Annotated in this window: 14 protein-coding genes; 7 read left to right on the top strand and 7 right to left on the bottom strand. The window is 71.8% G+C overall.

All coding sequences use genetic code 11. The features are described from left to right. Positions 1–24: 24 nt before the first annotated feature. A complete protein-coding gene (locus tag HUO13_RS10595) occupies positions 25–318 on the bottom strand; it encodes a hypothetical protein (protein ID WP_009943911.1) in 294 nt (97 codons plus the stop codon). Between the two features lie 138 nt (positions 319–456). Here HUO13_RS10595 and HUO13_RS10600 point away from each other — a divergent pair, with 138 nt between their 5' ends. The 3 genes from HUO13_RS10600 to HUO13_RS10610 all read left to right on the top strand — a co-directional run bounded on the left by HUO13_RS10600 (position 457) and on the right by HUO13_RS10610 (position 3,327). Then, positions 457–1,560 (top strand): branched-chain amino acid aminotransferase, encoded by a 1,104-nt coding sequence (locus HUO13_RS10600; protein ID WP_211901233.1) that lies wholly within the window; start codon positions 457–459, stop codon positions 1,558–1,560. A gap of 121 nt (positions 1,561–1,681) precedes the next feature. Beyond that, positions 1,682–2,767, top strand: coding sequence for a WD40/YVTN/BNR-like repeat-containing protein (locus tag HUO13_RS10605; protein ID WP_211901234.1), 1,086 nt, complete (start codon positions 1,682–1,684; stop codon positions 2,765–2,767). Positions 2,768–3,042: 275 nt separating this feature from the next. Further along, on the top strand, positions 3,043–3,327 hold the full coding sequence (locus tag HUO13_RS10610; RefSeq protein ID WP_211901235.1) for a ubiquitin-like small modifier protein 1: 285 nt from the start codon (positions 3,043–3,045) through the stop codon (positions 3,325–3,327). Positions 3,328–3,350: 23 nt separating this feature from the next. On the opposite strand, the gene cobS is transcribed toward HUO13_RS10610, so the two are convergent. From cobS to HUO13_RS10635, 5 genes are all read right to left on the bottom strand, one after another. Beyond that, the gene (gene cobS, locus HUO13_RS10615) at positions 3,351–4,085 is read right to left on the bottom strand and encodes an adenosylcobinamide-GDP ribazoletransferase (RefSeq protein WP_211901236.1); all 735 of its coding nucleotides are present in this window, start codon (positions 4,083–4,085) and stop codon (positions 3,351–3,353) included. A 110-nt stretch (positions 4,086–4,195) separates the two neighbouring features. After that, complete coding sequence (cobT, locus tag HUO13_RS10620) at positions 4,196–5,332, bottom strand: nicotinate-nucleotide--dimethylbenzimidazole phosphoribosyltransferase (RefSeq protein WP_211901237.1); 1,137 nt, start codon at positions 5,330–5,332, stop codon at positions 4,196–4,198. Positions 5,333–5,347: 15 nt separating this feature from the next. Next, positions 5,348–5,893, bottom strand: a complete 546-nt coding sequence (gene cobU, locus HUO13_RS10625) for a bifunctional adenosylcobinamide kinase/adenosylcobinamide-phosphate guanylyltransferase (RefSeq protein WP_211901238.1) — start codon at positions 5,891–5,893, stop codon at positions 5,348–5,350. Positions 5,894–5,974: 81 nt separating this feature from the next. Further along, positions 5,975–6,961: an aldo/keto reductase family protein gene (locus tag HUO13_RS10630; protein ID WP_211901239.1), complete on the bottom strand. Its 987-nt coding sequence runs from the start codon at positions 6,959–6,961 to the stop codon at positions 5,975–5,977. Between the two features lie 62 nt (positions 6,962–7,023). Further along, positions 7,024–7,659: a DUF3043 domain-containing protein gene (locus HUO13_RS10635; protein WP_211901240.1), complete on the bottom strand. Its 636-nt coding sequence runs from the start codon at positions 7,657–7,659 to the stop codon at positions 7,024–7,026. A 208-nt stretch (positions 7,660–7,867) separates the two neighbouring features. Between HUO13_RS10635 and HUO13_RS10640 the strand changes: the two genes are divergently transcribed. After that, positions 7,868–8,233, top strand: coding sequence for a HesB/IscA family protein (locus HUO13_RS10640; protein WP_211901241.1), 366 nt, complete (start codon positions 7,868–7,870; stop codon positions 8,231–8,233). A gap of 130 nt (positions 8,234–8,363) precedes the next feature. Here HUO13_RS10640 and HUO13_RS10645 read toward each other — a convergent pair whose 3' ends face one another. Beyond that, entirely contained in the window at positions 8,364–8,579 is a 216-nt protein-coding gene (locus tag HUO13_RS10645) for an RNA-binding S4 domain-containing protein (RefSeq protein ID WP_211901242.1), read from the bottom strand. Between the two features lie 156 nt (positions 8,580–8,735). On the opposite strand from HUO13_RS10645, the gene HUO13_RS10650 reads away from it, so the two are divergent. The 3 genes from HUO13_RS10650 to HUO13_RS10660 all read left to right on the top strand — a co-directional run bounded on the left by HUO13_RS10650 (position 8,736) and on the right by HUO13_RS10660 (position 12,762). Further along, on the top strand, positions 8,736–9,665 hold the full coding sequence (locus HUO13_RS10650; RefSeq protein WP_211902802.1) for a carbohydrate kinase family protein: 930 nt from the start codon (positions 8,736–8,738) through the stop codon (positions 9,663–9,665). Positions 9,666–9,765: 100 nt separating this feature from the next. Beyond that, entirely contained in the window at positions 9,766–11,169 is a 1,404-nt protein-coding gene (locus HUO13_RS10655) for an FAD-binding oxidoreductase (protein WP_211901243.1), read from the top strand. Between the two features lie 132 nt (positions 11,170–11,301). Continuing rightward, on the top strand, positions 11,302–12,762 hold the full coding sequence (locus HUO13_RS10660; RefSeq protein ID WP_211901244.1) for an alpha-amylase: 1,461 nt from the start codon (positions 11,302–11,304) through the stop codon (positions 12,760–12,762). Positions 12,763–12,765: the final 3 nt, after the last annotated feature.

Raw genomic sequence — 12,765 nt, forward strand, 5'->3', positions numbered from 1 at the left:
CGCTCGCGGGTGGTTGTCGGGGCCCTAGAGCGCGAGGAAGAAGAACAGGCCGAAGAGCGCGACGAGCACCGCGACGCCTCCGACGGAACCGCCCCGCAGGTCCTTCGGGAAGAACGTCCGGTGCTTGTTGCGCCACCAGAACGCCCAGCCGCCGGCCAGGGCGGCGCCGACGATCGCGCCGAAGATGTCCAGCCAGGCGTAGCCCCAGAGGATCAGGAAGCCTCCGCCCAGCGGCATCAGCGCGGCCAGCGTCGCGGCCAGCATGTCCTGCGAGACGGTCGTGGGCCCGGCCGCGGGAAGGTTCTGGGCGTCGGTCATGGCCACATCATAGAAGGCGCCGCCCGGATGGTGGCCGCCTCGCGGGACAACGACGGAACAACGAGGGCGAAAAACTCGGAAGCCCAACTTCCGGAGATCGGGTTTCCACTGCTCGAAGCGTCGCGATACGGTACGCGCATGACTGAAGCGCTGTCGTTCACCCGCAACACCAACCTGAATCCGGCCTCAGACCATCGCCGGGCGGAGGTGTTGGCGAATCCGGGTTTCGGGCAGTACTTCACCGATCACATGGTGACCATCCGGTGGAGCGCCGAGCAGGGCTGGCACGACGCCCGGCTCGAGCCGTACCACTCGCTGGAGCTCGACCCCGCCACCACCGTCCTGCACTACGCGCAGGCGATCTTCGAGGGACTCAAGGCCTACGAGCAGCCCGACGGCTCGGTCGCGGCCTTCCGGCCGGACGCCAACGCGCGGCGGTTCCAGCGCTCGGCGCAGCGCATCGCCATGCCGGAGCTGCCGGAGGAGCTGTTCCTGGACTCGCTGCGCGAGCTGGTCGCAGCGGACCGCGGCTGGGTGCCCACCGAGCACGAGAGCTCGCTGTACCTGCGGCCGTTCATGATCTCCACCGAGGCCAGCCTGGGAGTCAACCGGCCGGCCAACTCCTACCTGTACTCGGTGATCGCCTCGCCCGCCGGTTCCTACTTCGCGGGCGGGATCAAGCCGGTCACGGTGTGGCTGGGCCACGAGTACGTGCGGGCGGCTCCCGGCGGCACCGGCGCGGCGAAGTTCGCGGGCAACTACGCGGCATCCTTCGTCGCCCAGGCACAGGCCGTCGCCAAGGGCTGCGACCAGGTGGTCTGGCTGGACGCGGTGGAGCGCAGGGCCGTCGAGGAGATGGGCGGCATGAACCTGTTCTTCGTGTTCGGCTCGGGCTCCGACGCCAGGCTGGTGACCCCGGCGCTGACCGGCAGCCTGCTGCCGGGCGTGACCCGCTCGTCGCTGCTGCGGCTCGGCGAGGAGCTCGGGATGCAGGTCGAGGAGCGGCGCATCACCACCGACGAGTGGGAGAAGAAGGCCGCCTCCGGTGAGCTGACCGAGGTCTTCGCCTGCGGCACGGCCGCGGTGATCACCCCCGTCGGCCACGTCAAGTCCGAGGACGCCGAGTTCACCATCGCCGACGGCCGGCCCGGCACGGTGACGATGGCGCTGCGCGAGAAGCTGACCGGCATCCAGCACGGCACGGTCGAGGACACCCACGGGTGGATGACCAAGCTGGTCTGACCACCGGCAACACGACGGCGCCCCTGCTTTCCGGCGGGGGCGCCGTCGTCGTTTCCGGTGCCTTTGTCGGGGTTCGGAGGTAACTTCCCGTTGAGACACACGTCACACCACGGGAGGAACCATGGCCGAGCAGGTCGTTCTCGCGATCGGCACCAGGAAGGGGCTGTGGCTGGCGACCAGCCGCGACGGCCGTGCCGGCTGGGAGGTCACCGGACCGCACCTGCCGATGGCCGAGGTGTTCGCCGTCGCCGTCGACACCCGCCGCGCGCCGCGCATCCTGGTCGGGGCGTCGAGCACGCACTTCGGGCCGAGCGTCGTGATCAGCGAGGACCTCGGCGCGAGCTGGCAGGAGCCGGAGGAGGCGCCGATCGCGTTCCCGGAGGACACCGGCGCCGCGCTGGAGCGGGTGTGGCAGATCGCGCCCGGCCCCGCCGACAGCCCCGAGGTCGTCTACGCGGGCACCGAGCCGTCCGCGCTGTTCCGGTCCGAGGACGGCGGGCGGACCTACGAGCTGGTCCGCGGACTCTGGGACCACCCGCACCGGGAGCAGTGGTGGCCCGGGGGCGGCGGGCAGGCGGTGCACACGGTGATCCCGCACCCCGTCGACCACCAGCGGATCGCGGTGGCGATGTCGACCGGCGGCGTCTACCGGACCGAGGACGGCGGCAAGAGCTGGAATCCGAGCAACACCGGCGTCTCGGCGAAGTTCCTGCCGGACCCGTACCCGGAGTTCGGGCAGTGCGTCCACAAGATCGCCCAGCACCCCGCCAAACCGGAGCGCTTCTTCCTGCAGAACCACTTCGGCGTCTACCGCAGCGAGGACGGCGCGGCGACGTGGCACTCGATCGCCGACGGCCTGCCCAGCGACTTCGGCTTCCCGATCGTCGCCCACCCGCATCGGCCGGACGTGGTCTACGGCTTCCCGCTGTCGGCCGACATGCGTCGCTTCCCGCCGGACGGGCAGTGCCGCGTCTACCGCAGCGAGGACGCCGGGCAGTCGTGGACGGCCCTGTCGGAGGGTCTGCCGGACCGGTTCTGGTCGGCGGTGATGCGCGACGCGATGTGGACCGACGACGCCGACCCGGCGGGCATCTACTTCGGCTCCCGCTCCGGCGAGGTCTACGCCAGCCCCGACGAGGGAGACACCTGGCACCTGGTCGCCCAGCACCTCCCGGACGTGATGTCGGTGCGGGCCGCCCGTGTTTGAGAACGGTTTTCGGACTCACCTTTCTTGGGGGTGCCGGTGGCGGAACCTCAGGCGCCCTCTGGCTCCGGGATCTCTTTCTCACGTATCAACCCATACGCCGCGAAAGAGCTGTCCTCGCCAGAGAGCGCCTGAGAACCCGCGGCGGTGCCGGTTGCGGGGGTGGGCCAAGCGGCTGCGCCGCTTCGAAGATTCAAAGGCAGGCTCTGAGGCCCCGCGAGGCGCCTCTGGCCGAAGGCTGGATGATCCACCGCGATCCCCGATCCCGAGGAGACCTGATGCGAGTCACGGTGGTGCTGCCCGCCGTCCTGCGGCCGAGCGCGGGCGGGGCCCCGCGGGTCGAGCTGGACGTCGCGGCCCGGTCGACGCTCGGGGGAGTGCTCGACGCGCTGGGTCAGCGCCATCCGGCGCTGGAGCGCAGGCTGCGCGACGAGAGCCGGGCGCTGCGGCGCTACGTCAACTTCTACCTGGACGGGGAGGAGTGCCGCGGCCTCGAAGGTGCTGAGACCGAGCTGGCCGAGGGCGCGGAGGTCCGGGTGATCCCGTCCGTGGCGGGCGGGTAGCCGGGCGGCGGCGGGCCGGGTGGTCAGGCGATCGCGCAGATCGCCAGGACGGTGGTCGTGCCGATCTCGGAGGCCGCGCCGAGGACGTCGCCGGTGATGCCGCCGAACCTGCGCCGGACGTGGTGGATGAACACCAGGAGAGCGGCCAGCGCCGCCGCGACCGCAACCGGACCGGTCCACCAGTGGCTGATACCAGCCGCTACGAACAACAGCAGCCACCACGCTGCGACGGTCCAGACTGGTTGCGAGCCCGCGACCAGGGCGCCCATGCCCTCCGGGCGCGCGGCGGGCACCCCGGTGCGGCAGCACAGCGCGAAGCCCGCGCGGCCGGCGGCGCAGGCGACCACGACGGTCGCCCAGTCGCCGGCCGCGGCGAGCTCACCGAGCGACACCGCCTGCACGCCGAGCACCAGCACGAGCGCGACCACCGCGAACGGCCCGGCTCCGCCGTCGCGCATGACGGCGAGCGCACGCTCGGGCGGGCCGTAGCAGCCGAGACCGTCGACGGTGTCGGCCAGCCCGTCGACGTGCATGCCCCTGGTCACCAGCACCAGGGCCGCGACCGCCAGCAACCCGGCCAGCAGGGGCGGTGCGCCCAGCACGCCCAGTACCCACAGCACCGCGGCGGCGATCCCGCCGACCAGCGCCCCGACCAGCGGCGCCAGGGCGATCGCCTGGCGGCAGGCGCGGGCGTCGACCCGGCCGGCCCGCACGGGCGCCACGCTGAGCCACGACATCGCCAGGCGAAGTCCGTCCACGGTGGTCGTGCCTCCAGTGCTCGAAGGGGCTCGCGGAGTCGGCGTTCCGGCGAGCACCGCACGCGCGGGAGGCGGCGGATCCCGCCGGCGAGATCAGCGGCGCTCGCGGCTCACGCCTGCGGTTCGCCGGCCCCGGCCGGTCCGGTGGCTTCGGCCTCGGTCGGGCCGCCCACGCCGGCCTCGGCGAAGGTGGCCATCTCGCCGAGCACCCGCACCGCCGCGGTGACCAGCGGCAACGCCGTCAGCGCACCGGAGCCCTCGCCGAGTCGCATGCCCAGTTCGAGAAGCGGTGCGAGGTCGAGGTGCTCGAGCACCAGGGTGCCGCCGGGCTCGGCCGAGCGGTGCCCGGCCAGCCACCAGTGCCGCGCCCCGGGGGCGAGCTCCTCGGCGACCATGGCGGCGGCACCGACCACCACGCCGTCGAGCAGCACCGGCGTGCGGCGGATCGCGGCCTGGGCGAGGAAACCGCTCAGCGCGGCGATGTCGGCGCCCGCCGAGGTCCGCAGCAGCGCGACCGGGTCGTCGAGCACCTTGCGGGCACGGCGCAGCGCGTCGCGGATCGCCGCGGTCTTGCGCATCCACGCCTGGTCGTCGATGCCGGTGCCGCGGCCGACCACGGCGACCGGCTCGGTGGCGGTCAGCGCGGCGATCAGCACCGCCGCGGGGGTGGTGTTGCCGATGCCCATGTCGCCCGCGATGAGCAGGTCGGCCCCGGAGTCGACCTCCTCGTCGGCGATCGCGCGGCCCGCGGTGACCGCCGCGCGCACCTGCTCGGGGGTGAGGGCGTCCTCGCGGTCGATCGAGCCGGAACCGCGGCGCACCTTGCGGGCGCTGACGACCGCGGGGGTGTCGGCCTCGACGGCCATGTCCACCACCCGCACGCTCGCGCCCGCGGTCGCCGCCAGCACGTTGACCGCCGCGCCGCCGTCGAGGAAGTTGTGCACCATCTGGCCGGTGACCTCGCTGGGGTAGGCCGACACGCCGTGCGCGGCCACCCCGTGGTCGCCCGCGAAGACCACCACGCGGGGCCGGGCGAACGGCCGCGGCGGGCAGAGGCCCTGCCTGGCGGCGACCCAGACCCCGACCTCCTCCAGCCTGCCCAGGGCGCCCGCCGGCTTGGTCAGCTGCTCCTGGCGGGCGATCGCCTGCCGCTTGACCTGCTCGTCGGGCTCGGGCACCGCCGGGAACTCGATCGAGGACGTCTCGGACGCGGTGGACAAGCGGTTACCTCCGTGTTCAAGGTTCATGCGGCTCGGGCGGGGTCAGCGCAGGTGCAGCGGGAGTCCGGCCACGAGCAGGACGACCTCGTCGCACGCCTCGGCCAGCCGGGCGTTGAGCGCGCCGAGCTCGTCTCGGAAAAGTCTTCCAGACCTGGTGGCGGGCACGATGCCCAACCCGACCTCGGCCGAGACCAGCACCAGCCGCCCCCGGCAGCCCTCGACGGCGCCGACCAGGGCAGCGGTGTGCGCGGACGCCCGGAGCAGCGCGTCCGGGTCGCGGTCCCACGCACCGGCGTCGTCGAGCACGCCGGTCAGCCACGTGGCGAGGTCGTCTACCAGCAGCGACGAGCCTTCCGGGGACTCGGTGAGCACGCGTCGCAGCTCGCCGGGATCACCGGCCTCGACCGTGCGCCAGGTGTCCGGGCGCCGGGCGACGTGCGCGGCGACCCGCTCGGTCCACTCCCGGTCGGAGGGATCGCGGCGCGAGGTCGCGACGTAGGTGACGGGATCGGTCTCGGCGAGCAGGCCCTCGGCGTGCGCCGACTTGCCCGACCGGGCGCCGCCCAGCACCAGCGTCCGGTGTGCCAACTCCGACCTCCGCCGTGATCCCTCCGGGTGATGCCGGCCCGACGCTACCCGAGGGCACGCGCGGCGGCGCCGCGCACCGCGTCAGTGCGACGCGGTCAGGCTCGGGTCGGAGGTGACCAGGTCGCCGAGGACGGTGTCGATGCGGTCCAGCACGTCGTCGTCGAGCTTCACCCCGGCGGCGCCGGCGTTGCCGGTGACCTGCTCGGGGCGGGAGGCGCCGATGATCGCGGCGGAGACGTTCGGGTTCTGCAGCACCCACGCCACCGCGAGCTGCGCCATCGAGAGCCCGAGGTCGGCGGCGACCGGCTTGAGCTCCTGCACCGCCTTGAGGACGTCGTCGCGCATCCAGCGCGAGATGAAGTCGGCACCGCCCGACGCGTCGGTGGCCCGCGAGCCCTCCGGCGGCTGCTCGCCCGGCAGGTACTTGCCGGTCAGCACGCCCTGCGCGATCGGCGACCACACGATCTGGCCCATGCCCTCGCGCTCGCAGGCCGGGACGACCTGCGGTTCGATGACCCGCCACAGCATCGAGTACTGCGGCTGGTTGGAGATCAGCGGCACCGACAGCTCGCGCGCCAGCGCCGCGCCGCGGGTGATCTGCTCGGCGGTCCACTCCGAGACGCCGATGTAGAGCGCCTTGCCCTGCCGGACCAGGTCGGCGAAGGCGGTCATGGTCTCTTCCAGCGGCACGGTGTGGTCGTAGCGGTGCGCCTGGTAGAGGTCGACGTAGTCGGTCTGGAGCCTGCGCAGCGACGCCTCGCAGGACTCCATGATGTGTTTGCGGCCGAGACCGCGGTCGTTCTGGCCCTCACCGGTGGGGAAGAAGACCTTGGTGAAGATCTCCAGGCTCTCCCGGCGCACCCCGGACAGCGCCCGGCCGAGGACCGACTCCGCCCTGGTCTGGGCGTAGACGTCAGCGGTGTCGAAGGTCGTGATCCCCGCGTCGAGGGCGGCCTGGACGCACTGCTTGGCCCGGTCCTCCTCGACCTGGGAGCCGTGGGTGAGCCAGTTGCCGTAGGCGATCTCGCTGATGGTCAGGCCGCTGTGGCCGAGGCGACGGAACTCCATGCCCCGACCCTAAGCCGTCGCGCGCTTGATCGAAAACCAGCGCCGGAGGCCGCCGGACCGGGTCAGTCGAGCTTGGCCGCGTCCTTCGGCGTGTAGCGCGGGCGCGGCATCCGCAGCTTGCGGATCTGCATCGCGCGGGTGAAGGCGTACCAGCCGAGCGAGAACGGGCGGTCCTTGGCGTCGGGGTACTTCGCCCGCACCCGCCGGTTGACCTGCCTGCCGAGCACGGTGCCCTCGAAGGCCATGGTCAGCAGCAGCACCAGGCACGCCAGCGTCGCGTACTGCTGGACGACCAGGTTCTGCACCAGCGTCGTGGCGAACACCACGAGCACCAGCGGCATGAACAGCCCCATGAGGTGCCTGCGGGTGTCGACGATGTCGCGGACGTAGGCGCGGACCGGGCCGCGGTCGCGCGGCATGAGGTAGCGGTCGTCGCCCTCCATCATCCGCTTGCGGCGCTCGGCGGCGGCCTTGCGGCGCTCGTCCTTGCTGCCGCGGGCGCGCTTCATCGCCTCGCGCTGCGTCTTCGGCGGCGGCGGGACCGGGCCGCGCCGCTTGCCCTCGGCCTCGCGGCGCTTCGGCGTCGGCCGTCCCTTGCCGGGAGTGCGGGCGCCGTGCTCCTCCGTGACCTGGGCAGGCGCCTCCTCGGACTCGGTGGTGGCGGTCTGCTCAGCGCTGTTGCGGCGAAGGAACCTCACACGTCCAGGGTATTCGACCGCTCCACCGCGCTCGCAGCAGACCGGTCCTGACCGCGAACAACCCACATCACAGCAGCTCCGCGGCGACCTGTGACACCATGGGAGGGACCCGGATTCACCCTCGGGACCGCCCGTGGGAATAGCCCGGTACCGGAGGGGCGTTGCACGCCACGCCGGAATCGGATGAGCGAGACCTCTAGGGAGAGTCATGACCGCCCAGGACACCACGATCGACACCGAGGCACCCGCCCACGGGGTCACCCTGACCGACTCGGCGGCCCAGAAGGCCAAGGCCCTGCTCGAGCAGGAGGGCCGTGACGACATGCACCTGCGCATCGCCGTCCAGCCGGGTGGTTGCGCGGGCCTGCGCTACCAGCTCTTCTTCGACGAGCGCACCCTCGACGGTGACGCCCGCCGCGACTTCGGCGGCCTCGGCGTGGTCGTCGACCGGATGAGTGCTCCCTACGTCGAGGGCGCGACCATCGACTTCGTCGACACCATCGAGAAGCAGGGCTTCACGATCGACAACCCGAACGCCGGCGGCTCCTGCGCCTGCGGCGACTCCTTCCACTGAGTCACCGGCAGGTCGCCGAGCGCGCCGACGGGCGCCGCCGCACCGAGCGGCCACCGGCACAGCCAGGCCGGCCGGACCCGAGCAGGTCCGGCCGGCCTGTCGCGTCGAGGCCCCGGGAGCTTCTCCCGGCTCAGTCCTCCGCGACCACCTGGATCACGTCCTCGCCCAGCGAGACCAGGTCGCCGGGGCCCACCTGCCTTCCCCGGCGGGTCTCGACGGCGTCGTTCACCCGCACCTCGCCCTCCTCCAGCAGGGCCTTGGCGTCGGCGCCGTGCTCGGCCACGCCCGCCAGCTTCAACAGCTGACCTAGGCGGATCGAGCCGTCCCGGATCTCCACTTCGCGCATGCCCCCATTGTGTGCCCGGCTCGTCAGCGGGTCCGCACGCACCGGCGGCGGTACGCTGCGTGTCCGGCCCGGCACGCGAACGGCAGGAGTTCCGCTGTGTCCGTCACGCTCAGTGCACCCACGGTGGTCACCGGCAGCATCGCCACCGACCACCTCATGCACTTCCCCGGCCGTTTCGGCGAGCAGCTCGTGGCCGACAACCTCGCCCAGGTGTCGCTGAGCTTCCTGGTCGACGACCTGGTGGTGCGCCGGGGCGGGGCGGGCGCCAACATCGCCTTCGCGATGGGCGTGCTCGGCGCTCGTCCGGTGCTGGTCGGGGCGGTGGGTGACGACTTCGCCGACTACCGCTCCTGGCTGGAGCGCCACGGCGTGGACTGCCGCGGTGTGCACGTCTCGGAGTTCGCGCACACCGCGCGGTTCGTGTGCACCACGGACGAGGAGCTGAACCAGATCGCGTCCTTCTACGCCGGGGCGATGAGCGAGGCCCGCAACATCGAGCTGGCGCCCGTGGTGCGCGCGACCGGCGCGGAGCTGGTGCTGATCGGCCCGAACGACCCGCTGGCGATGGTGCGCCACACCGAGGAGTGCAGGCAGCGCGGCTACCGCTTCGCCGCCGATCCCTCGCAGCAGCTCGCGCGGCTCGGCGGGGAGGACGTCCGGCGGGTGGTGGAGGGCGCGGACTACCTGTTCTGCAACTCCTACGAGTGGGGTCTGCTGCTGCACAAGTCCGGCTGGTCGCAGGAGCAGGTCCGGCAGCGGGTGGGTGTGCGGGCCACCACGCTCGGCGCCGACGGCGTCGAGATCGTCGACCGGGACGGCAGGCTGCACGTGCCGGCGGTCCCGGAGCAGGCGAAGGCCGACCCGACCGGTGTCGGTGACGGCTTTCGCGCCGGCTTCCTGACCGGGGTCGCCGCGGGGCTTTGCCTGGAGCGGTCGGCGCAGCTCGGTTCGCTCGTCGCCGTGCACGTCCTGGAGGTCACCGGCACCCAGGAGTGGAGCCTGGACCACGGCCGCGCGCTGGAGCGCTTCGCCGCCGCCTACTCCGACTCCGCCGCTGCCGAGGTCGAACCGCTGCTGGGCCCCTGAGCAGGGCGAAATCCTCTGTCCGCACCGGTTCCCCGGTGACCAGGGTGAGCTGTGGCTTTCTGGGGTCCAGGAGGTCGCGGTCTCGGGGGAGGAGATCTCGATGAGCGATGCGTCCTGGGACCAGGCACTGGTCAGAGAACTGCGGGGGCGGATGAGCGGAACGGTCTTCGGCAGGGAGGACGCCGGGTACGAGAGCGCGCGGGAGCTGTTCAACTCCGCGATCGAGGTGGAGCCGAAGCTGATCGCGCAGTGCAGGACCCCCGAGGAGGTGGCCATCGGGGTCGCCTTCGCGCAGCGCAACGCGTTGGAACTGGCGGTGCGCAGCGGTGGCCACAGCGTCGCGGGCGCCAGCCTGAGCGCCGACGGGATCGTGCTGGACATGCGGCCGATGAACGAGGTCGCCGTCGACCCGGACGCGCGAACGGTCACCGTCGGAGGCGGTGCGCTGTGGCGCGACCTGGACCGGGCGACCGAGTCGCACGGGCTGGCCACCACCGGCGGACGGGTGTCGACCACCGGCGTCGCGGGGCTGGCGCTGGGCGGCGGTTCCGGCTGGCTGGAGCGGAAACTCGGGCTGGCTTGCGACAACCTGCTGTCGGTGGACCTGATCATCGCCGACGGCAGCCGGGTGACCGCCAGCGAGCACAGCAACCCCGACCTGTTCTGGGCGTTGCACGGCGGTGGCGGCAACTTCGGGGTGGCGACCTCGCTCACCTTCCGCCTGCACCCGCTTCCGGAGTTCTCGGCCGCGCTTCTGCTGTGGGCGCCCGACGACGGGCCGAAGGTGGTGCGCGCGTTCCGGGAACTGCTGACCGAGGGGCCGGAGGAGATCGGCGGTGGGGTGATCTACCTGACCGCGCCGGAGGAGGACTTCGTGCCGGAGCGGTTGGTCGGTTCGCTGGCGTGCGCGGTGCTCGTCACGTGCATGGGGCCGGAATCCGAGCTGCGCGAGCAGATCGCCGGGCTGCTGGCCCTCCGTCCCGCGGGTTCGCTGATCATGGACCTGCCGTACGCGGAGCTGCAGAGCATGCTCGACGACCCGCCCGGCTACCGCAACTACTGGTCGGCGGAGTATCTGCACGGGCTGCCGGACCAGGCTGCCCAGGTGTTCTGCGACCTCGCGAACGAGATGGTGGTTCCGTCGCCGTCGCAGCACGTGCTCTTCCCGTGGGGGGGTGCGGTCGCGCGTGGTGAGGGCGTGTGGCCGATGTCGAACCGCTCCGCGCCGTGGGTGGTGCACCCGTTGGGCCTGTGGGAGGACTCCGCCGACGACGGACGGGCGAGGTACTGGGCGCACGCGGTGCGGGAGGGAATGCGGCCCTACGCCACCGGCGCGACGTATCTGAACTTCATCGGCGACGAGGGCGAACGACGGGTGGTCGCGGGCTTCGGCGAGGAGAACTACGAGGCGCTGACCAGGGTCAAGGCGCAGTACGACCCGGACAACATCTTCCACCGCTGGCACAACGTCCGGCCCGCGCGGCCGGTCGGGCTGTCAGGGTGAGAACCTGCCTTTGCCAGAAATCCTGAAAATTGTTGCAAGGATTTCCGCAGTTCATCTGTGGTTCATCTGGCGTATTGACTTAACATCCGCAAGAAAATGTGATGCATGACAACCCCGACGGAGGAGGTTGTCATGCGATTGCCGGTACTCGTGCTGGCGACGGCGTTCGCCGGTGCGTCCCTGGTGCCCGCCGCGGTTTCCGGCCCGGCCGCGGATGCGGCTCCCGGACCGCCCGGGGCGGCGCCGGCCACCGCCCCGGTGGCCGGGCCGCTCATCCAGATGTTCCAGTGGCCGTGGGATTCGATCGCCCAGGAGTGCAGGAACCACCTGGGGCCCAAGGGATTCGGCGCGGTGCAGGTTTCGCCGCCGCAGGAGCACGTGCAGCTCGCCGACAAGGGCTACCCCTGGTACCAGGACTACCAGCCGGTGAGCTACGGGCTGCAGAGCAGGCGTGGCGGCGGTGAGCAGTTCGCCGCGATGGTGCGCACCTGCAAGGAGTCCGGTGTCGAGGTCTACGTCGACGCGGTCGTCAACCACATGAGCGGCAGCGGCTCGGCGGGCAGCGGTCCGGGCAGCGGCGGGACCGTCTACGAGAAGTACCGCTACCCCGGTCTGTTCGAGGACGGGGACTTCCACGACTGCCGGCGGGACATCACCAACTACGACGACAAGTGGGAGGTGCGCAACTGCGAGCTCGTGGGACTGGCCGATCTCAAGACCGAGAGCGAGAAGGTCCGCAACGCCCAGATCGGCTTCCTCAACGGGCTGATCGACATGGGCGTGTCCGGGTTCCGCGTCGACGGCGTCAAGCACATGCCGCCGGAGGACGTCGCCGCCGTCTTCGGCTCCCTCAAAGGTGATCCGTACGTGTTCCAGGAGGTGATCGCCGATCAGACGACCCCGGCGTCGGAGTACGTCGGCAACGGCGACGTCACCGAGTTCGCCTACCACGGCAAGGTCAGCAACGCGTTCCGGGACGGATCGCTGGCGCAGCTGGCGAACCTGCCCGACCAGATGGCGCTGCCCAGCGATCAGGCCGTGGTGTTCATCGACAACCACGACACGCAGCGCAGCTCCCCGACGCTGACCTACAAGGACGGGCAGCGCTACGACCTGGCGGTCGGGTTCGAGCTGGCCCACCCCTACGGCACCCCGCAGCTGATCTCGAGCTTCGCCTTCGACAACCCCGACCAGGGCCCGCCCGCCGGGGACGGCGGGGTGACCAGCCCGGCGAGCTGCGAGGACCAGCGGTGGGTTTGCGAGCACCGGCGGCCGGTCATCAGCGGCATGGCCGGTTTCCACAAGGCCGTCACCGGTACCGGACTGACGAACTGGTGGGACAACGGCGGCGGCCGGATCGCTTTCGGACGCGGCGACGCCGGGTTCGCGGTGTTCAACGCCGAAGGCGGGGAGTTCTCCCAGACCTTCCAGTCGTCGCTTCCCGCGGGCACCTACTGCGACGTGATGACCGGCGAGGTCGCCGACGGCCGGTGCACCGGTGGGACCGTCGAGGTCGGAGGGGACGGGAAGTTCTCAGCCACCGTCGCCGCCGGGTCGGGCCTGGCCCTGCACGCCGGCGCCAAAGTCGGCTGACCT

The sequence above is a fragment of the Saccharopolyspora erythraea genome, assembly GCF_018141105.1.
In the GTDB taxonomy this organism is placed as follows: domain Bacteria; phylum Actinomycetota; class Actinomycetes; order Mycobacteriales; family Pseudonocardiaceae; genus Saccharopolyspora_D; species Saccharopolyspora_D erythraea_A.